This is a genomic window from Caulobacter sp. ALps2, from assembly GCF_058681635.1.
Window position 1 is genome coordinate 3,335,933 of record NZ_CM178743.1, and the last position, 20,298, is coordinate 3,356,230.

Annotated in this window: 20 protein-coding genes; 12 read left to right on the top strand and 8 right to left on the bottom strand. The window is 68.2% G+C overall.

Annotation, left to right across the window (positions count from 1 at the left end; all coding sequences use genetic code 11):
- Positions 1 to 269: 269 nt before the first annotated feature.
- Positions 270 to 866: a carbohydrate binding domain-containing protein gene (locus ACW173_RS15875; protein WP_492080970.1), complete on the top strand. Its 597-nt coding sequence runs from the start codon at positions 270 to 272 to the stop codon at positions 864 to 866.
- Between the two features lie 11 nt (positions 867 to 877).
- On the opposite strand, the gene ACW173_RS15880 is transcribed toward ACW173_RS15875, so the two are convergent.
- The 3 genes from ACW173_RS15880 to ACW173_RS15890 form a co-directional block, all read right to left on the bottom strand.
- On the bottom strand, positions 878 to 1,417 hold the full coding sequence (locus tag ACW173_RS15880) for an NADPH-dependent FMN reductase (protein ID WP_492080971.1): 540 nt from the start codon (positions 1,415 to 1,417) through the stop codon (positions 878 to 880).
- A 74-nt stretch (positions 1,418 to 1,491) separates the two neighbouring features.
- Complete coding sequence (locus ACW173_RS15885; protein WP_492080972.1) at positions 1,492 to 2,163, bottom strand: AAA family ATPase; 672 nt, start codon at positions 2,161 to 2,163, stop codon at positions 1,492 to 1,494.
- Positions 2,164 to 2,328: 165 nt separating this feature from the next.
- On the bottom strand, positions 2,329 to 2,994 hold the full coding sequence (locus ACW173_RS15890) for an AAA family ATPase (RefSeq protein ID WP_492080973.1): 666 nt from the start codon (positions 2,992 to 2,994) through the stop codon (positions 2,329 to 2,331).
- A gap of 240 nt (positions 2,995 to 3,234) precedes the next feature.
- Here ACW173_RS15890 and ACW173_RS15895 point away from each other — a divergent pair, with 240 nt between their 5' ends.
- Positions 3,235 to 3,954, top strand: coding sequence for a TVP38/TMEM64 family protein (locus tag ACW173_RS15895; RefSeq protein WP_492080974.1), 720 nt, complete (start codon positions 3,235 to 3,237; stop codon positions 3,952 to 3,954).
- Here the strand turns inward: ACW173_RS15895 and ACW173_RS15900 are convergent.
- On the bottom strand, positions 3,917 to 4,582 hold the full coding sequence (locus tag ACW173_RS15900) for a TetR/AcrR family transcriptional regulator (protein WP_492080976.1): 666 nt from the start codon (positions 4,580 to 4,582) through the stop codon (positions 3,917 to 3,919). The genes ACW173_RS15895 and ACW173_RS15900 overlap by 38 nt on opposite strands.
- A 50-nt stretch (positions 4,583 to 4,632) precedes the next feature.
- On the opposite strand from ACW173_RS15900, the gene ACW173_RS15905 reads away from it, so the two are divergent.
- Both ACW173_RS15905 and ACW173_RS15910 read left to right on the top strand, forming a co-directional pair.
- Positions 4,633 to 6,588, top strand: coding sequence for an alkyl/aryl-sulfatase (locus ACW173_RS15905; protein ID WP_492080977.1), 1,956 nt, complete (start codon positions 4,633 to 4,635; stop codon positions 6,586 to 6,588).
- A gap of 236 nt (positions 6,589 to 6,824) precedes the next feature.
- Positions 6,825 to 8,399 carry a 2-isopropylmalate synthase gene (locus tag ACW173_RS15910; RefSeq protein WP_492080978.1) on the top strand — a complete coding sequence of 525 codons (1,575 nt, stop codon included), beginning with the start codon at positions 6,825 to 6,827 and terminating at the stop codon, positions 8,397 to 8,399.
- An 87-nt stretch (positions 8,400 to 8,486) separates the two neighbouring features.
- On the opposite strand, the gene ACW173_RS15915 is transcribed toward ACW173_RS15910, so the two are convergent.
- Entirely contained in the window at positions 8,487 to 8,960 is a 474-nt protein-coding gene (locus tag ACW173_RS15915; RefSeq protein ID WP_492080979.1) for a hypothetical protein, read from the bottom strand.
- Between the two features lie 125 nt (positions 8,961 to 9,085).
- On the opposite strand from ACW173_RS15915, the gene ACW173_RS15920 reads away from it, so the two are divergent.
- The 6 genes from ACW173_RS15920 to rodA all read left to right on the top strand — a co-directional run bounded on the left by ACW173_RS15920 (position 9,086) and on the right by rodA (position 16,206).
- Positions 9,086 to 9,964 (top strand): DMT family transporter, encoded by an 879-nt coding sequence (locus tag ACW173_RS15920; RefSeq protein ID WP_492080980.1) that lies wholly within the window; start codon positions 9,086 to 9,088, stop codon positions 9,962 to 9,964.
- A 353-nt stretch (positions 9,965 to 10,317) separates the two neighbouring features.
- On the top strand, positions 10,318 to 11,361 hold the full coding sequence (locus ACW173_RS15925; protein WP_004623009.1) for a rod shape-determining protein: 1,044 nt from the start codon (positions 10,318 to 10,320) through the stop codon (positions 11,359 to 11,361).
- Between the two features lie 49 nt (positions 11,362 to 11,410).
- The gene (gene mreC, locus ACW173_RS15930; protein WP_492080981.1) at positions 11,411 to 12,493 is read left to right on the top strand and encodes a rod shape-determining protein MreC; all 1,083 of its coding nucleotides are present in this window, start codon (positions 11,411 to 11,413) and stop codon (positions 12,491 to 12,493) included.
- Positions 12,493 to 13,008 carry a hypothetical protein gene (locus ACW173_RS15935; protein WP_492080982.1) on the top strand — a complete coding sequence of 172 codons (516 nt, stop codon included), beginning with the start codon at positions 12,493 to 12,495 and terminating at the stop codon, positions 13,006 to 13,008. The genes mreC and ACW173_RS15935 overlap by 1 nt, the downstream gene beginning before the upstream one ends.
- 4 nt (positions 13,009 to 13,012) lie before the next feature.
- On the top strand, positions 13,013 to 15,052 hold the full coding sequence (gene mrdA / locus ACW173_RS15940; protein ID WP_492080983.1) for a penicillin-binding protein 2: 2,040 nt from the start codon (positions 13,013 to 13,015) through the stop codon (positions 15,050 to 15,052).
- Positions 15,049 to 16,206 (top strand): rod shape-determining protein RodA, encoded by a 1,158-nt coding sequence (rodA, locus tag ACW173_RS15945; RefSeq protein WP_492080984.1) that lies wholly within the window; start codon positions 15,049 to 15,051, stop codon positions 16,204 to 16,206. The genes mrdA and rodA overlap by 4 nt, the downstream gene beginning before the upstream one ends.
- 12 nt (positions 16,207 to 16,218) lie before the next feature.
- On the opposite strand, the gene pip is transcribed toward rodA, so the two are convergent.
- Positions 16,219 to 17,208, bottom strand: coding sequence for a prolyl aminopeptidase (gene pip / locus ACW173_RS15950; RefSeq protein WP_492080986.1), 990 nt, complete (start codon positions 17,206 to 17,208; stop codon positions 16,219 to 16,221).
- A gap of 90 nt (positions 17,209 to 17,298) precedes the next feature.
- Here pip and ACW173_RS15955 point away from each other — a divergent pair, with 90 nt between their 5' ends.
- Complete coding sequence (locus ACW173_RS15955) at positions 17,299 to 17,559, top strand: low temperature requirement protein A (RefSeq protein ID WP_492080987.1); 261 nt, start codon at positions 17,299 to 17,301, stop codon at positions 17,557 to 17,559.
- A gap of 6 nt (positions 17,560 to 17,565) precedes the next feature.
- Here the strand turns inward: ACW173_RS15955 and ACW173_RS15960 are convergent, their stop codons facing one another.
- Positions 17,566 to 18,549, bottom strand: coding sequence for an alpha/beta fold hydrolase (locus ACW173_RS15960; RefSeq protein ID WP_492080989.1), 984 nt, complete (start codon positions 18,547 to 18,549; stop codon positions 17,566 to 17,568).
- Positions 18,550 to 18,663: 114 nt separating this feature from the next.
- Here ACW173_RS15960 and ACW173_RS15965 point away from each other — a divergent pair, with 114 nt between their 5' ends.
- Entirely contained in the window at positions 18,664 to 19,881 is a 1,218-nt protein-coding gene (locus ACW173_RS15965; protein WP_492080990.1) for a multidrug effflux MFS transporter, read from the top strand.
- Here ACW173_RS15965 and ACW173_RS15970 read toward each other — a convergent pair.
- Positions 19,872 to 20,258 carry a DUF423 domain-containing protein gene (locus tag ACW173_RS15970; RefSeq protein WP_492080991.1) on the bottom strand — a complete coding sequence of 129 codons (387 nt, stop codon included), beginning with the start codon at positions 20,256 to 20,258 and terminating at the stop codon, positions 19,872 to 19,874. The two genes, ACW173_RS15965 and ACW173_RS15970, sit on opposite strands and share 10 nt — an antisense overlap.
- Between the last annotated feature and the right edge of the window lie 40 nt (positions 20,259 to 20,298).

The window sequence follows — 20,298 nt, forward strand, 5'->3', positions numbered from 1 at the left end:
CTTGCAGAACTCCCCTGGGGTGGCTTGGTCCGGTGGAAGGACCGTTTCAGGATTGCGGCGGTCTTTACGCTCCCGCTCGCCGCGGTGCAACGCGGCAAGGCCGTGCTCCAAGACATTTTGGCGACGCTTTCGGGGACGGGCGTTCTTGCGCGCCGCCAGTCTCCAAGATACCGCTACCATTCGTAGGGTGGATCTCCGGAAAACGGGGACCGTCCTCGGAGGAAACGCAAGGCCGCTCGAACGGCCAAAAAAGGGGGAGGAAAACCACCATGAAGACGAAGATTCTGTACGTCGCCCTGGCCATCGTGGCCTTGGCGATGGGCGCGGCGTCGTCAGGCTTCGCTGGCCAGTCTGGCGATGGCGACATCCTGCGGAAGGCGATCAACAAGCCGTCGGCCAACTGGCAGGTCTATGGCCCGAACCAGAAGACCGCGCCGGTGAAGGACAAGGCCGTGGCCGGCGGGGGCGGCATGCGGGTCGAGGTCCAGAAGGCCAGCGACAAGCCGTGGGAAGTGGGCGCCCAGCAGCCGATCACCGGCAAGGTCACCAAGAACGACGTCATCCTGGTCGCCTTCTGGGCCAAGGCCGAGGCGGTCGACGGCGGCGCGGCCGAGGCCAATCTGTCGGCGGTCCGTATCCAGCAGGCCGCCGCGCCCTATGACGCGGCCGTGCAGGGCTCGGCCAAGGTCAGCGGCGCCGAGTGGAAGATGTACACCGTGCCTGGCCGGGCCTCGATGGACATCCCGGCCGGCGGGGCCAATGTCTCGCTGCACCTGGGCTCGGCCAGGCAAACGGTCCTGCTGGGGCCGGTGTTCGTGCTCGACTTCGGGCCGGACTACGACCTGAAGAAGCTCGCGGGCGGCTAGGCCCCCCAAGCTTAGGATCGCGCGCGGAGCACCGCCGCGAAGCTGGCCAGGTGACGCGCGATCGCCTGGCGGGTGCGCTCGTCGGTCAGGGTCCCGTTCTCGAACTTGGTATGGGCCTGGCCCACCAGGATGTCGGAGAGCGGGGCGAGATCCGCGCCGGCGCGCTTGAGGTTCAGGCGCAAGGCGTCCTGGGCGCGGACCGTGCCGGTGATCCCGGGGCTGGCTCCGAGAGCGCAGGCGATCTTGCCGTCCAGCGGCGCGGGCTTGCCGCGCGAGGCCCAGTCGATGGCGTTCTTCAGCACCGCCGTCAGCCCGCCGTTATATTCGGGACAGGCGATCAGCAGGCCGTCGGCGGCGCGCACGGCGTCCTTCCAGGCGGCGACCGGCGCGGGATCGCCCTGATCCTCGACGTCCTGGTTGAAGAACGGCAGGTCGCTTAAGGCGAACACCTCGATTCGCATCTCCTCCGGCGCCAGTTCGCGAGCGGCGTGGAGCAGGGCGGTGTTGTACGAGGCGGCGCGCAGGCTGCCGGAGACGGCGAGTAGTTTCATTGTGGCTCCATCGCTGAGGCGTCGACCCTAGTCAGGGCGAACCTGGCGCGGAAGGCGGGAGTGGTCGAGCGGCGTTATCCCGCCAGGGCGGCGGGCATTGGCGCGGGCCGCTGGCCGTCCAGATTGGCCTCGACGAAGGCCCAGAGCTGCTCCATGTCGCGGCCAGCGGACCCGGCCCTTTCCAGCTCCGCCACGCAGCGGCCCCGGGCCATGGCCTTTTGAAAGGCGTCGCGCGAGCGCAGGCCGTGCGGCGCCAAGGGGAGGCCGCAGAAGCGCAGCACCTCGAGGATGTCGGGACAGGCCGCCGGAGAGGCGTCGGGCTTGCTCGTATGGATTTGGTTGAGCACCAGGAAGCCGCCCTTACCCAGTCGCCGCACGGCCTCGGCGGTGCGCACGATCGGCGCGAGGTCCAGGAACGAGGGGCGTCCGACCACGAGGCACAGGTCGGTCAGGTTCACCGCCTGGGCGACGTCGCCCTCGCACGCGGAGGGCGTGTCGATGATCAGATAGTCATAGCTTTCTCGAATGGCGTTCGATTTGGCGTTGAACAGCTTGCCGGCGCCGCCCTCGAATATGCTCGGTCCGGGGGCTGTGCGCGCCCTGAGCGCGTCCGACGCGGACCGCTGCGGATCTATATCGGCCAGCATGACCTTGCGACCCGCCAGAAAAGCCATCAAGGCCAAGTTCACGGCGAGTGTCGTCTTGCCCGATCCGCCCTTGCGCGACAGTACCGCAATCGTCTTCACGGCTCGCTCGCTCCGTCCCCCGGGCTCGCGGCTTCTAGAGGCCGCAAGACCACCGACGGCGATCATTGTTATAGTGAAGTTGTAAACAGAAACTCAATCTGGGGGTTTATTGGCGCCAGTTTCGCGCGGTCGCGTGGCGTCCTGCGAAATCTCGGGGGCGAGCGTCTAGACGGCTTGGGCGCTGTGGCCCCGATCCACCGCGAGCAGCATTGGGGCGATCAGATCCCAGAGGCGCGAGATCTCCTCGGAGGCGGCCGAACCCGGCTCCCACTCGCACACCGAACGACCATGGGCGACCGACTGCTGGAAGGCGGCGCGGGCGCGAAGGCCGATCGGGGCCAGGGGCATGCCGGTGAAGCGCAAGGCCTCGGCGGCCTTCAGCACCGAGGGCGGCTCGACGCCGTTGCGGCGCGACGGAGCCTGGCTCAGCACGATGACGCCCTTCTTGCCTAAACGGCGGACGGCTTCGGCCGAGCGCACCACCGAGGCGATGTCCAGGAAGGTCGGGCGACAGACCAGGATGCACAGGTCAGCGCAATTGATCGCCTGCAGGCCGTCGGCCTCGGGCGCGGCGGGGGTGTCGATGACCAGGGCGTCGTAATTGCCGTGCTGGGCCTGGACCTGGGTCGAGAACAGCTTGCCGGCGTTGATCTCGGCCAGGACCGGGCCGTCGCCGTTGCGGGCGCGAAGGGAGTCCGAGGCCGAGCGCTGCGGGTCGATGTCGGCCAGCATGGTTCGAAGGCCCGCCAGATGGGCGGTGATCGCCAGATTGACCGAGAGCGTCGTCTTGCCGGCCCCGCCCTTGCGGGAGATCACAGCCAGGGTCTTCACGATAAAACTCCTTACCAGGCCAAGGTTTTCGGCCCTTGCAGCCTGTGGATAAGTAACGCTGTCATGTGAAGCTCACGCAACCGAAATGTCGTGATGGGCGAATCATGGCGTCTCCGGATCGCGTTTCGGGGCTGTGGTCGGAAAAACGCCTCGTTCTCCGGCGGATGTCCGCGGCCGTTCGCGGCGGCGCCGCTTGACCCCGCCGCTTGACCCAGGGCGCCGCCTGCGCGAGGAGGGCCTGTGATCCGCCGCATACTCGACTTCGTCACCAACATGGACGCCCGCGCCTGGCGCACGGTGGCGGTCTCGTTCGTGCTGTTCGGCGGCGTGGGCGTGGTCTTCCTGTTCGGCGCGCAGCTGTTGGGCGTCAACGGCGAAGCGGCGGTCGAGCACTGGCTGGGCGCGGCCAGCGGGCCCTGGGCCCTGCCGGCGGCCGTGGCGGCCTTCGCGGTCATGGCCTTCCTGGGCGTGCCGCAGTTCGTGCTGATCGCCGCGGCGGTGGTGGCGTTCGGACCGTGGACCGGCTTCGCCTACAGCTGGATCGGCACCCTGGTCTCGTCGCTGGTCGGTTTCTGGCTTGGCCGGGCCTATGGCGCGAGGATCCTGCGCGACTTCGCGGGCGAGGGCGTCAACAAGTTCATGCGGATGATCGGCAAGAACGGCTTCATGGCCAGCCTGATCGTGCGCCTGGTGCCCTCGGCGCCGTTCATCGTCGTCAACATGGCCGCCGGCGTGACGCCGATGCGCCTGCGCCACTTCGCGGCCGGCACCGCCATCGGCATCGTGCCCAAGATCGCCCTGACCGCCTTCGCCGGCAATTCGATCGTCCAGGCGATGCGGGGCGGCGGCAAGCAGCACATCATCATGATCGCCCTGGCCGTCGTCATCTGGCTGGCCATGGGCCTGGTCAGCCGCGCCTGGCTCAAGAAGCGTGAGGCGGCGGAAGAGGCGGAGGGGTAAGACCCGCCGCGGCGTAAGTGGCCTCGCGCCACGCCCTGACGATCTCGCCGAACCATCGCGCGCGGGTTTCGTCGTCCATGCCGTCGGTCGCCTCGACCCCGGCCGCCCAGGCCTCGATCACGAACGGCATGAAGGTGCGGGCGGCGTGCCGGCACGTGGCGACGGCGGCCTCCGACGCTGTCGGCGGCGGAGCCACGAACGGCTCGATCAGGCGGGTCAGCAGGGCTTCCAGCGCCACGCGCCAGGCCGAAGCCTCGGGCGCGGCGCGTGCGTCGCGTAGCAACAGCAAGGCGAGCTTGGGATTGGCGCGGGACATCAGCACCAGCCGCGCAATGCTGGAGCCGTAGCCGCCCCACGGCCGCCCGGCCTCAGCCTCGATCCGGGCCAGCATGTCGTCGAACAAGGCGTCGATCAGGCTCTGGCGCGAGGGATACAGCCGGTAGATCAGGATCTTGGCCACGCCCAGGCGGTCGGCGACGTCCTGCATGGTGGCGACCTGCAGACCTTTTTCGGCGAACACCTCGACGGCCGCTTCCAGCACGGCGAGACCCCGCGCGGCCTTGTCGACGCGCGGCTTGGGCTGGCCAGGACGACCTCTCGGAACGGAAACTTTCGCGACCTCGCTCATCGGTGCTATGTAGAATGAAACTATAAAGTTTCAAATAACGGAGGGATGGGATGCGCAAGGGCATGTTGGCGGCCAGCGCCTTGGTCTTGGCCATGATCGCGGGCGTGGCGCGGGCAGGGGATCCGGCCAGCGTCATCACCGTCGAGCGTCAGAAGGCCTTCGCGGCCAGCCTGCCCGTCGAGGACCGCCAGGACTTCGACTTCGCCGACAAGGGTTTCATGGGCTCGCGCGTCGATCCGCTGATCAAGCGCGACGACGGCCAGCCGGCCTGGAACCTGGCGGCCTACGATTTTCTCAAGGCGGAGGCGCCGGCGACGGTGAACCCCAGCCTGTGGCGACAGGCGCGGCTCTTGTCCAAGCACGGCCTCTTCCAGGTGTCCGACCGCGTGTATCAAGTGCGCGGCTTCGACATCTCCAACATCACCTTCGTACGGGGCGACACCGGCTGGATCGTCATCGACCCGCTGACCATGAAGGAGACCGCCAAGGCGGCGCTGGATCTGGTCAACGACAAGCTGGGCAAGCTGCCGGTCAAGGCGGTGGTCTATACCCACAGCCACAGCGACCACTTCGGCGGGGTGCGCGGCGTGGTCGACGAGGCCGACGTCAAGGCCGGCCGCGTGGCGATCGTCGCGCCCAAGGGTTTCATGGAAGAGGTCGCCGCCGAGAACATCCTGGCGGGCAACGCGATGAGCCGCCGGGCCCAGTACCAGTTCGGCATCATGCTGCCGCCGGGCGTGGAGGGGCAGATCACGTCCGGCATCGGCCAGGCCATCGCCAGAGGCTCGATCACCCTGATCCCGCCGACGGTCATCGTCGACCACACCGGCCAGGAGCTGACCCTGGACGGCGTGAAGGTCCGCTTCCAGTACACGCCCTCGACCGAGGCCCCGGCCGAGATGAACCTCTATTTCCCGGACCTGCGCATCCTGGACATGGCCGAGAACGCCAATGTCACTATGCACAATGTCCTGACTCCCCGCGGCGCGTTGGTGCGCGACAGCAAGGCCTGGGCGGATGGGCTGACCCAGTCCCTTCGTCTGTTCGGCGACGTCTCGGACATCATGATCACCAGCCACGGCTGGCCGCGCTTCGGCGGGGCGGTGGTGCGCGACTTCCTGGCCGATCACCGCGACGCTTACAAATATCTGCACGACCAGACGGTGCGGATGATGAACTTGGGGCTGACCGGCGACGAGATCGCCGCGAAGATCCAGCTGCCGCCGGCCCTGGCCAAGGACTGGTTCAACCGCGGCTACTACGGCTCGATGAGCTTCAACAGCCGGGCGGTCTATCAACGGTACATGGGCTGGTACGACGCCAATCCGGCCCACCTGGAGCCCGCGCCGCCGTCCGACGCCGGCAGGCGTTATGTCGCCGCCATGGGGGGCGCGGCCAAGGTCAAGGCGATGGCCAAGGCGGCGGCGGGGACGGGCGACTACGCCTGGGCCGCATCCTTGCTGAACCACGCGGTCATGGCCGACGACGGCGACATGGAGGCCAAGGCGTTGCTGGCCTCGGCCTACGTCCAGCTGGGCTACCAGACCGAGAACAGCCTGTGGCGGAACATCTACCTGACCGGCGCCGACGAGCTGCGCGGCGGGGTGCGTAAGCTGCCGACCTCGATGGTCCCGCTGGACATGATCACCGCCCTGGACAGCCAGATGATCTTCGACGTCCTGGCGATCCGCCTCAACGCCGACAAGGCCGGCGACGCCAGGTTGAGGATGGTCTTCGCGTTCCCGGATCGGGCCGAGCGCTTCCTGGTCGAGGTGCGCAACGGCGTCCTCGTGGCCCAACCCGCGACGGGAACCGAGACGGTCGACGCCACGCTGACGGTGGCGCGGCCGGTGTTCCTGGAGTCGCTGTTCCGGGGGACGTCGCTCGCGCCGAAAATCCTGACCGGGGAGGTCAAGCTTGAGGGGGATCGCGCGGCGATGAGCCGCTTGGCGGGTTGGTTCGACGCCTTCCCGCCGGATTTCCCGATCGTTACGCGCCCGAATTAATCCTGTTCTGGAATAAACTTGCGCCGGCTGCGGCGGATCGCGCGGCCGGCGCAAATTGCTTGCTCGATTCCGGGCCGCTGTGTAGAAAGTGCGCCATGACCGTCGCGCGCAAGCTGCTTCCGCTTCTGCTTACCAGCCCCTGGGCGCTCTAGGGGCCGCGCATCGTCGTGGCCGGGCGCACAGGGGATCACTGACCCGCAGCCCGCACGCAGACACCCCATTCGACGAGTATCTCCATGACTTCCGTATCGAACAGCGCTTCTGACAAGCGCGACAACGTCGTCATTTTCGACACCACCATGCGCGACGGCGAGCAGTCGCCCGGCGCGTCGATGTCGCTGGAAGAGAAGCTGGAACTGGCCAAGATCCTCGAGGAGATGGGGGTCGACATCATCGAGGCTGGCTTCCCGATCGCCTCGAACGGCGATTTCGAGGCCGTCCGCGAAGTGGCCAAGATCGTCAAGAACTCGACCATCGCTGGCCTGTGCCGCGCTCACCAGGTCGACATCGACCGCTGCGCCGAGGCCCTGAAGCCCACGCAGCGCGGTCGCATCCACGTGGTCATCGCCACCTCCGACCTGCACATGAAGCACAAGCTGCAGATGGAGCCGGACGCCGTCATCGACATCATCGCCCGCTCGGTGACCCACGCCCGCAATCTGCGCGACGACGTCGAGTGGTCGGCCGAGGACGCCACCCGCAGCGACCGCCAGTTCCTGCGCCGCGCCATCGAGACCGCCATCAAGGCCGGCGCCACGACGATCAACCTGCCCGACACGGTGGGCTACACCTATCCCTCGGAATACGCCGACCTGTTTGATTGGATGACCAAGAACGTCGAGGGCGCCGATCGCGTCGTCTTCTCGACCCACTGCCACAACGACCTGGGCCTGGCCGTCGCCAACAGCCTGGCCGGCGTGCAGGGCGGGGCCCGTCAGGTCGAGTGCGCCGTGAACGGTCTGGGCGAGCGCGCCGGCAACGCCGCGCTGGAAGAGATCGTCATGGCCCTGAAGGTGCGCGGCGACCGTCTGCCCTACCGGACCGGCATCGACACCACCCACATCACCCGCGCCAGCCGCTACGTCTCGGCCATCACCGGCTTCCCGGTGCAGTACAACAAGGCCATCGTCGGCAAGAACGCCTTCGCGCACGAGAGCGGCATCCACCAGGACGGCATGCTCAAGAACCGCGAGACCTACGAGATCATGACGCCGGAGTCGGTGGGGCAAGCCCCGTCGAGCCTGGTCATGGGCAAGCACTCGGGCAGCCACGCCTTCCGCGCCAAGCTGAAGGACCTGGGCTACGAACTGGGCGAGAACGCGCTGAAAGAAGCCTTCGGTCGTTTCAAGGACCTGGCCGACCGCAAGAAGCACGTCTACGACGACGACATCATCGCCCTGGTCGACGACGCCTTGGCGCGCGGCTCGGAAAAGATCCGCGTCTCGCACCTGCGCGTGGTGGCCGGCACCGAAGGCCAGTCGGCCGAGCTGACCCTGGACGTCGACGGCCAGTCCAAGACGGCCGAGGCCACGGGCGACGGTCCGGTGGACGCCGTCTTCAACGCCATCCACAAGATCGTGCCGCATGAGGCCGCCCTGCGCCTGTTCCAGGTGCACGCGGTGACCGAAGGCACGGACGCCCAGGCCCAGGTCTCGGTGCGTCTGGAAGAGGACGGCCGCATCGCCACCGGCGCGGCCGCCGACACCGACACGCTCACCGCCTCGGCCAAGGCGTACGTCAACGCGCTGAACAACCTCTTCGCCCGCAAGGAGAAGAGCCGTCCCGAAGCGGCGATCGCCAGCGGCTTCTAAACTGGAAAACCCGGCCGGGCTCGCGCCAGGCCGGGCTCCCCACGAGCTCCCATTCCAAGTGTCTTGGCCGGAAGCGCGTCGCGAGCCCTAGGCCGCGCGACGATCGCTGAACGGCCGCGTGGCCAGGATCTCCGCGCCGAGGTGCGCCTGAGGCTGCACGTCCAGGCCTAGTTCACGCAGGCTGTCGGCCAGCGCGCGGCGGGGCGTCTCGTCCAGCAGCGCGCTGGCGTCCACCACCAGCGTGCCGCCTGGGCGCAGCATGGTGTAGGTCGCGGCGATGATGGCGCGCGCGTCGGGCAGCGTCTGGCAATCCAGGACCAGCAGCACGTCGCTGCGCTCGTCGGCCGCCCCACAGGTGGCCCGACGGGCGGCCTCGACGCGCTGATAGCCGCGCCGCCACAGCTGGCACATGGCCTCGCCCGCGCCGGGTCCGGCGACGGCCACGAAGCACAGCGGCGTGGCCTGGGCCAGGTCCAGCATGCGGTCCAGGGCGGGATTGATCCCATCGGTCGGCACGCCCAGCAGGAACTGAGCGGCCTGACGAAGCGGGTGGGGCGACATGGTGGTTGAGCCTTCTTCAGCGAGCGCCGCGACGGCGACGAACACCGCCTGTATTGCGTCCGGAGCGCATAAGGGCTCCATGCGAAACCAGCCCGCCCGGCTAAGGGCGGCGTAAAGGTCCGACAATGATCTGGATCCCCATCACCATCGTCGCCACGATCTTCCAGGTGGCGCGCAACGCCGCCCAGCGCTCGGTCATGGGCGGGGCGGGGCCCTGGGGCGCGACCCTGGTCCGGTTCCTGTTCGGCCTGCCGTTCGCCGCCGTCTTCGCCCTGACCGCCGTGCTTCTGACGCCGGGGCTAGACTTCCACCCGCGCGCCAGGTTCTGGATCGCCTGCGTCGCCGGCGCGATGTTCCAGATTTGCGCGACGGCCGCGATGTTGACGGCGATGCATCGATCGTCCTTCGCCCTGGGCACGGCGCTGCAGCAGAGCGGCCTGCCGTTCGCCCTGGTGTTCGGCGCCTTGGTGTTCCGGGATCATGTCGGGCCGGTGGCGTGGGGCGGCGGACTGATCGCGACGGCGGGCTTGGCCGCGCTGTCCTGGCCGCGGGGCGCGGTCGAGATCCGCAAGGGCGCGGTATTGGCGGGGCTGGGCTCGGGCGCGGCCTTCGCCCTGTGCGCCAACTGCTTCCGCCAGGCGGCCTTGGCCCTGGATCCGGCCCATCCCCCGGCGGCGGCCTTCACGACCGTGCTGGTCGTCCAGGCCATCCAGACAGTCGGCCTGACCGCCTATCTGGCCTGGCGCGATCCCGGCGCCCTGAAGGCGGTGGTGGCCGCCTGGCGGCAGTCGCTGGGCGCGGGGTTCTGCGGGGCGGTGGCCTCTGGCCTGTGGTTCACGGCCATGGCCTTGTCGCCGGTGGGACCCGTGAGGGCGGTCGGGGTGGTCGAAATGCCTGTCGCGGCCATCGCTGGACGCCGTCTGTTCAAGGAGCGTCTGACGGTCTTCCAGATGGTCGCGGGAGCCATAACGGCGGTCGGCGTCGTCATGGCCGCGCTCGGCTAGATTTCGCCACTTTGGGATGCTTGGCCAGCTGGACCGCAAAAGCCTTGGAAGGCTCCGCGAATAGACCTTGAAATCAACGCTTTCGCAGGGCAAACGGGCGACGTCGGCGCGTCATTTGATGCTTGGGCGACGGCGCGGCCAGGCGGCGGCGCTCCCGTCGAGCGGCTTGACGCGCGGACCGGATGTAAATCCGCCAAATGCGGGAATCATGTTGTCCTCGCATTGAATTGAAGTAGGAGCCATTTCTTCTCCGCCGACCCCGTCTCCGGGACGGAAAAGGCTTCGCTTCTCCGGCCTACCCACTTGTTCTGCCCGCCCGTAACGCCCCTCCTACCCCTCAGTCAGGGCCTTCAATGTTTTCTTCCCTCTTCGGCGTGATCTCGAACGACATCGCCATCGACCTCGGAACGGCCAACACCCTCATCTACATGAAGGGCAAGGGGATCGTTTTGAATGAACCGTCGGTGGTGGCCCTGCGTAACGTGGGAGGGCGCAAGATCGTCCACGCCGTGGGTATCGAGGCCAAGCAGATGCTGGGCCGCACCCCGGGCCACATGGAAGCCATCCGCCCGATGCGCGACGGCGTCATCGCCGACTTCGAAGTCGCCGAGGAGATGATCAAGTACTTCATCCGCAAGGTTCACAACCGCAAGGGCTTCGTGAACCCGAAGGTGATCGTGTGCGTGCCGTCGGGCGCCACCGCCGTGGAGCGCCGCGCCATCAACGACAGCTGCCTGAACGCCTCGGCCCGTCGCGTCGGCCTGATCGACGAGCCGATGGCCGCCGCGATCGGCGCCGGCCTGCCGATCCATGAGCCGACCGGCTCGATGGTGGTCGACATCGGCGGCGGCACCACCGAGGTGGCCGTGCTGTCGCTGTCGGGCATCGTCTATTCGCGCTCGGTTCGCGTCGGCGGCGACAAGATGGACGAGGCGATCATCAGCTACATGCGTCGCCACCATAACCTGCTGATCGGCGAAACCACCGCCGAGCGCATCAAGAAGGAAATCGGCACCGCCCGCGCGCCGGCCGACGGCGAGGGGCTGTCGATCGACGTCAAGGGCCGCGACCTGATGCAGGGCGTGCCGCGCGAAGTCCGCATCTCGGAAAAGCAGGCCGCCGACGCCCTGGCCGAACCGGTCGGACAGATCGTCGAAGCCGTGAAGGTGGCCCTGGAAGCCACCCCGCCGGAACTGGCCAGCGACATCGCCGACAAGGGCATCATGCTGACCGGCGGCGGGGCGCTGCTGCGCGGCCTGGACGCCGAAATCCGTGACCACACCGGCCTGCCGGTGACGGTGGCCGACGATCCGCTGTCGTGCGTGGCCTTGGGCTGCGGCAAGGTGCTGGAGCACCCGAAGTGGATGAAGGGCGTCCTGGAATCCACGCTGGCGTAAGCTAACATCGCTCTAGTGGCGCCTCGGGGGGCGCCGGGAGATACAGTTCGTGCCCTTTCGCGAAGGTCCCCTCGGCGACCTGAAAGTGCCGCTTACCTGGACGGCGGCGGTGGCCCTGATCGTGGCGGCCGTCATCGCCGTCGCCTTCCTGCTGGCCGATCGTCGCGAGACGCTCCAGGAGCAAGCCTATGGCGTCACCCGCCAGACGGTGGACACCGTGGCGCGTCCGGTCAGCGGCGCCATCGCCGCGCCGGGCCGCTGGACGGGCCTGGGCCTGGACTATGTCCGCAGCTATTTCTTCATCGCCGGGGAAAACCGCCGCCTGAAGACCGAGCTGGCCGAGATGCGTCAATGGCGTGACCGCGCGCTGGCCCTGCAGGACCAGAACGACCGCTTCAAGTCGCTGATGGGCCTGCGCACGGATCCGCCGATCCCGATGGCCGCCGCCCGCGTGGTCAGCGACAGCCGCGGCCCGTTCGCCAACACCCGCCTGGCCGACGCCGGTTCCGAGAAGGACATCGTGGTCGGCAACCCCGTTCTGAACGAACGCGGTCTGGTCGGCCGCGTCGTCGGCGTCTCGCGCGGCGTCAGCCGGGTGTTGCTGCTGACCGACATCGCCTCGCGCACGCCGGTGATGATCGACCGCACCAACGCCCGCGCCATCCTGACGGGCGACGGCGGTCCCAATCCGAAGCTGGAATATCTGCGCGGCGTCGATCCGATCCAACAGGGCGACCGCGTTGTCACCTCCGGTGACGGGGGCGTGGTGCCGCGCGGCCTGCCGGTGGGCGCGGCCGTGAAAGGCCTGGACGGCCGCTGGCGCGTGGTGCTGTTCTCCGACCAGTCGTCGATCGACTTCGTGCGCATCCTGCTTTTCAAGGACTTCGCCCAGCTGGCCAACGAGAAGGAGCTGCAGGCCCGGACCCTGCCGCCCGTGACGACCGAGGACCCGCGGACCTCGATCCTGTCGGCCCCGCCGCCGCCGAAGACCACGACGCCTCCGGCCGCCACGACCGCTCAGCCGAAGCCGCCGGCGGCAACCGCGCCCAAGCCCGTCGCGCCCAAGCCCGCCCAACCCAAGCCAGCCGCCGCGACACCCGCGCCCACGGCCGCGCCGACGGGAACGCCGTGATGAGCATGAGTGGCGGCCGAGCCCTGAACCCAGGCCGCTGGCTGGGCGTGCCGATGCTGCTGTGCATCGTTGCGACCATCCTGTTCGCGGCGCCGATCCGCATCTGGGGCTTGCAACTGCCCGAGCCGGTGTTCGCCATGGTCCCGGCCTTCGCCTGGGCGATGATCCGGCCGTCGATCCTGGCCCCGTTCGCCCTGTTGATCCTGGGTCTGTTCCTGGACATCTTCTGGGGCGGACCGACGGGCCTGTGGGGCCTGTCGCTGCTGGTCGCCTACGCCATGGTCCTGATCCTGCGCAACGCCATGACCGGCCAGAGCCGCCCGATGATGTGGGCCTGGTTCGCCGGCGTCACGGCCGTGGCCATGACCGGCGGCTTCCTGTTCACGATGCTGGACAGCCTGGCCATGCCCAGCCTGCTGGCCGTGTTCTGGCAGTTCCTGGTCACGGCGCTGCTGTTCCCGTTCGCCCACCGCCTGGTCGATCGCTTCGAGGACGCCGACGTGCGGTTCCGGTGAGGCCATGAGCGAACCGTCCATCTTCTTCTTCGAGGTCAACGAGCGTCAGGGGGTCTTCCACCGGCGCGCGTTCCTGCTGGGCGGCTTCACGGGGCTGGGCCTCTTGGCGCTGGGCGGCCGCCTGGCCCAGCTGCAGCTGGTCGAGGCCCAGCGCTACCAGAAGCTCTCGGCTGGCAACCAGTTCAACTACCGCCTGGTGCCGCCGCCGCGCGGCTTGATCCTGGACCGCAACGGCGTGTCGCTGGCGTCCAACCGGCCAAACTTCCGGCTGATGATCAACAAGGACAAGGGGCTGGACGCCGAGGCCGTCCTGACCGACCTGGCCAAGCTGGCCCCGATCGACGAAGCCCGCCGCAACCGCGTGCTGCGGGAACTGGCCCGCGCACCGCGCAGGGCGCCGGTCGTGGTGATGGAGGACCTCTCGTGGGAGGAGTTCTCGCGCATCAACATCCGTGCGCCGGAGCTGCCCAACGTCACCGCCGACATGGGCGAGGTGCGGGTCTATCCGTTCGGCGGCGCCTTCGCTCACGTGATCGGCTATGTGGCCAAGGTCTCCGACCGCGACCTGACGGCGGCCAAGGACGATCCCACCCAGGACCAGGAACTGCTGCACCATCCGGGCTTCCGGATCGGCAAGCAGGGCGTCGAGAAGGCTTTCGACAAGGCGCTGCGTGGTCGCGCCGGCGCCACCAAGACCGAGGTGGACGCGCGAGGCCGCGTCGTCCGCCTGGACCCGGCCGGCGACATCCCGGCCACGCCGGGCGCCGAGGTTCGCCTGACCCTGGACGCCGACATCCAGAACCGCGCCCTCGAGGTGATGGGCGACGAGAGCGGCGCGATCGTCGTGATGGACATCCGCAACGGCGACCTGTTGGCCATGGCCTCGGCCCCCAGCTTCGACGCCAACCAGTTCGTGCGCGGCCTGTCCGGTCCCGAGTACAAGGCCCTCGCCGAGTACGAGCGCAAGCCGTTGCTTGACAAGTCGCTGACCGGCACCTTCCCGCCGGGGTCCACCTTCAAGCCGACCGTGGGTCTGGCGGCGCTGACCGCCGGCATCGATCCCGAGGTCCGCATCCATTGCGGCGGCAGCTGGTACTATGGCGGCCGGACCTGGCGGTGCTGGGAGGCGAAGGGTCACGGCTCTCAGAACCTGCACGACGCGATCAAGAACTCCTGCGATGTCTATTTCTACCAGACCTCGCTGAAGATCGGTCCCGACGCCATCGCCACCGCGGCGCGGGCCATGGGCTTTGGTCAGATCTTCGATATCGGCATTCCCGGCCAGAAGAAGGGTAACGTCCCGGATCGGGCCTGGAAGAAGCGGGCCTTCAAGAAGAATCCCGCCAACCAGATCTGGTTTCCCGGCGAGACGCCCAGCTACGGGATCGGGCAGGGGGCTCTGACGGTCAACGCCCTGCAGCTGGCGGTGATGACCTCGCGCCTGGCCAACGGCAAGAAGGCCCTGAACCCGCGCCTGATCAAGTCGGTCGGCGGCGTCGAGCAGCCCAGCGGCGCGGCCGTGCCCGATCTGCCGTTCTCGCAGGAGCACCTGGAATATGTGCGCGGCGGCATGGCGGCGGTGGCCAACGACGTGCGCGGCACCGCCTATCGCCAGAGCCAGCTGGGCCTGGGCGACGTGCAGATGGCCGGCAAGACCGGCACCGCCCAGGTGCGCAGCTATGACGGGGTCAAGAACCGCAAGGGCTACGCCACGAGCTGGCGGCTGCGGGACCACAACCTGTTCGTGGCCTTCGCGCCCTATGACGCTCCGCGCTACGCCGTGGCGGTCATTATCGAGCACGGCGGCCTGGGCGGCGCCGTCGCCGGCGCCCCGCGCGCCCGCGAGGTGATGCGCGTGGCCCTGCTGAAGGATCCAGAGATCCGCGCCCGCATCGAAAATCCGACGCCGCTGCCCGAGCTGGCCCCGGAGGACGTCATGGAGGGCGTCGCGCCGGAGGATCCGGTCGAGACGCCGCCGCCCGCGCCCTCTCCGACCTCTTCCGACGCTCCTCCGCCCACCACTCCACAGGGAGGCCCCCAATGACCCTGAGCGGCGGCCTGACCCGGCCGGGCGAACGCGATCGCCCGATCATCAAGTTCATGGAGGTCGACTGGACCTTCTGCCTCGTCCTGGCCCTGATCGCGGGGACGGGCGGGCTGATGCTGTTCTCGATCGCCGGGGCCTCGTGGGAGCCCTGGGCCGACCGGCACCTGCTGCGGTTCGGCGTCTATTTCATCATCATGATCGTGCTGGCCATGTGCGACCTGCGCTGGTGGTTCAACGCGGCCTATCCGATCTATGTGGTCGGGGTGTTGCTGCTGGTCGCCGTGGATCTGGTCGGCGACATCTCGCTGGGCGCCCAACGGTGGCTGCAGGTGGGGCCGCTGCGCTTCCAGCCATCCGAGGTGATGAAGATCGGCCTGGTGCTGGCCTTGGCGCGTTTCTACCACGGCCTGTCGGCCGACCGAGCGCGGATGTCCTGGTGGCTGCTGATCCCGGCGGCGATGATCGGCGTGCCGTTTCTGCTGGTGGCCAAGCAGCCCGACCTGGGCACCGCCATCCTGCTGGGCTCGACCGGCGGCGCGATCATGGTGCTGGCGGGCCTGTCCTGGCGGATCATGGCCGCGCTGGGCGCCCTGGCCGCGGTGGCCATCCCGCCTTTCATCATGTTCGGGCTGCACGACTATCAGCGCAACCGCATCCTGACCTTCATGAACCCCGAGAAGGACCCTTCGGGCGACGGCTATCACATCCTGCAGTCCAAGATCGCCCTGGGCTCGGGCGGCTTGCTGGGCAAGGGCTTCGGCCTCGGCTCGCAGAGCCAGCTGAACTTCCTGCCCGAGAAGCAGACCGACTTCATCTTCGCCACCCTGGCCGAGGAGTTCGGCTTTGTCGGCTGTTTCGGCGTGCTGTTCCTGTACGGCGCGGTGATCTTCATGGCCCTGCGCATCGCCTCGATCAGCCACAGCCACTTCGGACGCCTGTCGGCGGCCGGCGTGACGGCGACCTTCTCGCTCTACGTGCTGATCAACGGGGCCATGGTCATGGGTCTGGCCCCCGTCGTGGGCGTGCCGATGCCGATGCTGTCGTACGGCGGCACCGTCATGCTGACGGTCATGGTCGGCTTTGGCCTGGTGCAGTCGGTGCGCGTGCACCGCTACACCGAAGTGACCAGCGGCAAGGGTTCGCTGGTCTAGGGGCTCGCTGGTCTAGGAGACCAGCGCCGCTTCCGTCGCCCGCACCAGGCCGTCGATCACGCCGGGCTCGGTCGAGGCGTGGCCGGCGTCCCAGACGATGTCGAAGCGGGCTTCGGGCCAGGCCTTGTGCAGTTTCCAGGCGCTGTCCAGCGGGGTGACCACGTCGAAGCGGCCCTGGACGATCCAGCCGGGGATATGGCGGATCTTGTCGATGTTCTTCAGGATCCAGCCGTCTTGGTCGAAGAAGCCCTTGTTCGTGAAGAAGTGGCACTCGATCCGCGCGAAGGCGATCGCGAAGTCTTCTTCGTTGAATTTCGGAGGGCGCGCTTCGGGACCACGAAGAGAGATGGTGTCGCCTTCCCACTGGCTCCAGGCGGCGGCGGCTTCCAGCTGCACGCGGCGGTCGGGGGCCACGAGGCGGCGGTGATAGGCGGCCATCAGGTCGCCGCGTTCGTTCTCGGGGATCGGAGCCAGGAACCGCTCCCAGGCGTCGGGGAACAGCATCGAGGCGCCCTCCTGGTAGAACCAGTTCAGCTCGCGCTCGGTCAGCAGGAAGATCCCGCGCAGGACGAGGCCCGAGACACGCTCGGGGTGCTTGATGGCGTAGGCCAGGGCCAGGGTCGAACCCCACGAGCCGCCGAACACGGTCCACTTCTCGACGCCCAGGTGCTCGCGCAGGCGCTCGATGTCCTCGATCAGGCTCCAGGTCGTATTGTCATCGAGGCTGGCGTTCGGACGCGAGCGACCGCAACCGCGCTGATCGAACAGGGTCATGCGCCACTTGGTCGGGTCGAAGAACCGCCGCATGGTCGGATTGACCGCGCCGCCCGGGCCGCCATGCAGGATCACGCAGGGTTTGCCGCGCGGGTTGCCGCATTCCTCGTAATAGATTTCATGCGGTCCGCCGGTCGGCAGCCAACCGAACGAGAACGGCTCGACCTCGCGAAAGAGGCCGCGACGACCGATGGAACCCATGACGGCGGCGGAAGCGTTACGATCCATGAGACTAACCCTAACGTGGTTTGTATCCGCCTGTGAACGGAGGATCGGGATGGGCTCGCGCCTTTCGTCCGGTTCTGTATGTTGCCGCCCATGACTCAGCTCGCCCCTGAAGACTATTCCGACGACGAACTGCTCGGCATGCTCAATCCGATGCAGTTGGCGGAACTCGACCGTCAGATCGGCGAAATGTTCGGGGCCGAGGGCGTCGACCGGATCGAGGCGCTGTTCGCCATGGCCAACGTCTACAGCCTGCGCGCGGCCGAGCGCGACGAGGTCTCGGCTCTGGCCATGCTGCAACTGGCGGCCGCGATGCGCCGGCGCGCCGATTTGATGCTGGCGGCGAAGAACTAGAAGCGCCTAGGCTGGGAACTTCCGGTCCAGCCAGTCCAGGATGGCCGCGTTCACCTCGGCGGGTTTCTCCTGCTGGGTCCAGTGGCCGCTGCCCTCGATCAGCACCTTCTCGAGGTCGGAGATCTGGTCGCCCATGCGGTCGGCCATGGCGGGCGGCAGCACGACGTCGAGCTCGGCCATGATCATCAGGCATGGAATGCCATCGATCCGGCGCGGCAGGGTCTCGGCCTTCTCCCAGTTGCGGGTAAAGTTGCGGTACCAGTTGATGCCGCCGGTGAAGCCGGTTCGCGTGAAGGCGTCGACGAAGAAGGCCAACTCGTCGGGTTCCAGGAACTGGTTGTCGTCGGTCGCCGGATCGTAGTGGAGCAGGGCGTCCTGCAGAGCCAGGCCGCGGCGCTCGGCGGGGCGGCCCAGGAACTCGTCCTGACTGCCCTTGGGCTTGCGCATGAAGAAACGAATGGTCCGCTCGGGATCCGCGCCCAGCCGCGCGTCGGCCTCGCCAGGCTTCTGGAAGTGGACGATGTACATGTCCTCGCCATAGGCGTTGCGGAACATCTCGATCGGATCCAGCGGCAGGCGCGGGGTGAAGGGCGTGTTGAGGCCGACGACGCCGGCCACGCGATCCGGATGCAGCAGCGGCATCTGCCAGACCACGATGCCGCCCCAGTCGTGGCCGACGAAGATCGCCTTCTCGACGCCGAGGTGGTCCAGCAGCCCGACCAGATCGCTGGTCAGGTGCTCCATGTCATAGGCCTCGACGGCGTCGGGACCCGGCGTCAGGCCATAGCCGCGCTGGTCGGGCGCGATCACCCAGCGACCGGCGGCGGCCAGGGCGGCGATCTGGTGACGCCACGAGAAAGCCAGCTCCGGGAAGCCGTGGCAGAAGACGATCGGGACGCCCCGGCGCGGCCCGGCCTCGTAATAGGCCATGCGGACGCCGTTGACGTCGGCGAACCGGGGCTCGGGCAGGCCTGGATTCTTGACCGTCATGACCGCTCGTCCTCCCGCCGTCTTATGTGATTGCTGATCACCGTGGATCCCGGATCGGGTCCCGGCAAGCGTCATTTGAGGTTTCCGTAGGGTCGAAAAGGCGTAGAAGGCCGCATGACCGACGTAGCTTCGCCGCCCGTCGCCGTTCCATGGCGACTCGTTCTGCTCCTGGGCGCGCTGACGGCCTTCGCGCCGATGTCGATCGACATGTATCTCTCGAGCCTGCCGTCTATCGGCCGGACCCTGCGCGCCGGACCCGAGCAGACCCAGGCGACCCTGGCGGCATTCTTCGCCGGCATGGCCATCGGTCAGATCATCTACGGCCCGGCTTCGGACCGGTTCGGCCGGCGCCTGCCTTTGCTGGTCGGGATCGCGGTCTTCCTCGTCGCGTCCGTGGTCTGCGCTCTGGCTCCGAACATCGAGATCCTGATCGTCGCGCGCTTCGTCCAGGCCCTGGGCGGCTGCGCGGGCGCGGTGATCGCGCGGGCCGTGGTCCGTGACCGTTTCAGCCACGCCGACACGGCCCGGGTGCTGTCGCTGATGACCCTGATCATGGGCCTGGCGCCGGTGCTGGCCCCGCAACTGGGCGGGGTGGTGCAGTTCCTCGCCGGCTGGCGAGGCGTGTTCTGGACCCTCGCGGGCTTCGGCGTGATCATCGGCGTCTGGGTGACGATCAGCCTGGCGGAATCTCGCTCGGCGGAGACCGAGGCCCAGGCCCGGTCGGAGAACCCGCTGCGAGCCTATGTCGCCCTGTTCGGCATGCGCCGGCTGATGGGCTACGCGATCGCCGGGGCGCTGAACGGGGCGGTGCTGTTCACCTACATCTCGGGCGCGCCGGACCTGGTGATGGGGACCTATGGCCACTCGCCGCTGGTCTTCAACCTGATCTTCGCCTTCAACGCCGTCGGCATCATCGGAGCCAGCCAGGTCAACCGCCTGCTGCTGCGCCGCAATCTGCCGGACCAGGTGCTGAGCAAGGCCAGCATCGCCTCGATCGTCGCGGCCCTGCTACTGACCTTGGCGGCCTTCACCGGCTGGGGCGGCCAGTGGACGGTGCTGCCGCTGCTGTTCTGCGCCCTGTCGATCTATGGCCTGATGGGCGGCAACACCATGGCCGGGGCGCTCAGCGTCGACCCCCGCAGGGCCGGTTCGATCTCGGCGCTGATGGGCTCGGCCTCGTTCGGGGCCGGGGCCCTGGCGTCGTGGGCCGGCGGCCTGCTGCACGATGGTTCGCCGCGTCCGGTGGCCGGGGTGATGTTCGCCTGCCTGGTCGGCTCGGCCCTGGCGATCTTCTTCCTGGCCTTGCCGGGCGGCAAGAAGCTTCAGGCCTGATCCAGCGCGGGCGCGCGGAAGGCTCGGTCAGCCAGCACTGCCCAGCCGATCATGAAGGCCAGACCGCCGAACGGCGTCACCGCGCCCAGGACACGCGGCGCGCCCAGCGCCATGGCGTAGAGCGAGCCCGAGAACAGCAGGGTCCCGCCCAGGAACAGCGCTGCCGCCAAGCCCATGGCCTTGGCGCCGGCGCGATGCAGGGCGAGGGCCCCGAACACGGCCAGGGCGTGGACCATCTGGTAAAGCGAACCGGTGCGCAGCCACTCGACCGGCTTGGGCTCGGACATGCCATGCGCCGCGAAGGCCCCGAACGCCACGGCCAGCAGGCCGCTCACCGCCGCCAGCCCGGTCCAGATCCGGGGAGTCCATCCCGTCATCGGCTTTACGCTCCGTCACCGTTGCAATCGCGGAGCGCGA

Bases quoted from the DNA above. Each gene is read 5' to 3' on its own strand.
- ACW173_RS15875 (WP_492080970.1), top strand. From the start codon at position 270: ATGAAGACGAAGATTCTGTACGTCGCCCTGGCCATCGTGGCCTTGGCG.
- ACW173_RS15880 (WP_492080971.1), bottom strand. From the start codon at position 1,417: ATGAAACTACTCGCCGTCTCCGGCAGCCTGCGCGCCGCCTCGTACAAC.
- ACW173_RS15900 (WP_492080976.1), bottom strand. From the start codon at position 4,582: ATGAGCGAGGTCGCGAAAGTTTCCGTTCCGAGAGGTCGTCCTGGCCAG.
- ACW173_RS15905 (WP_492080977.1), top strand. From the start codon at position 4,633: ATGCGCAAGGGCATGTTGGCGGCCAGCGCCTTGGTCTTGGCCATGATC.
- ACW173_RS15910 (WP_492080978.1), top strand. From the start codon at position 6,825: ATGACTTCCGTATCGAACAGCGCTTCTGACAAGCGCGACAACGTCGTC.
- ACW173_RS15915 (WP_492080979.1), bottom strand. From the start codon at position 8,960: ATGTCGCCCCACCCGCTTCGTCAGGCCGCTCAGTTCCTGCTGGGCGTG.
- ACW173_RS15920 (WP_492080980.1), top strand. From the start codon at position 9,086: ATGATCTGGATCCCCATCACCATCGTCGCCACGATCTTCCAGGTGGCG.
- ACW173_RS15925 (WP_004623009.1), top strand. From the start codon at position 10,318: ATGTTTTCTTCCCTCTTCGGCGTGATCTCGAACGACATCGCCATCGAC.
- ACW173_RS15935 (WP_492080982.1), top strand. From the start codon at position 12,493: ATGAGCATGAGTGGCGGCCGAGCCCTGAACCCAGGCCGCTGGCTGGGC.
- mrdA (WP_492080983.1), top strand. From the start codon at position 13,013: ATGAGCGAACCGTCCATCTTCTTCTTCGAGGTCAACGAGCGTCAGGGG.
- rodA (WP_492080984.1), top strand. From the start codon at position 15,049: ATGACCCTGAGCGGCGGCCTGACCCGGCCGGGCGAACGCGATCGCCCG.
- pip (WP_492080986.1), bottom strand. From the start codon at position 17,208: ATGGATCGTAACGCTTCCGCCGCCGTCATGGGTTCCATCGGTCGTCGC.
- ACW173_RS15955 (WP_492080987.1), top strand. From the start codon at position 17,299: ATGACTCAGCTCGCCCCTGAAGACTATTCCGACGACGAACTGCTCGGC.
- ACW173_RS15960 (WP_492080989.1), bottom strand. From the start codon at position 18,549: ATGACGGTCAAGAATCCAGGCCTGCCCGAGCCCCGGTTCGCCGACGTC.
- ACW173_RS15965 (WP_492080990.1), top strand. From the start codon at position 18,664: ATGACCGACGTAGCTTCGCCGCCCGTCGCCGTTCCATGGCGACTCGTT.
- ACW173_RS15970 (WP_492080991.1), bottom strand. From the start codon at position 20,258: ATGACGGGATGGACTCCCCGGATCTGGACCGGGCTGGCGGCGGTGAGC.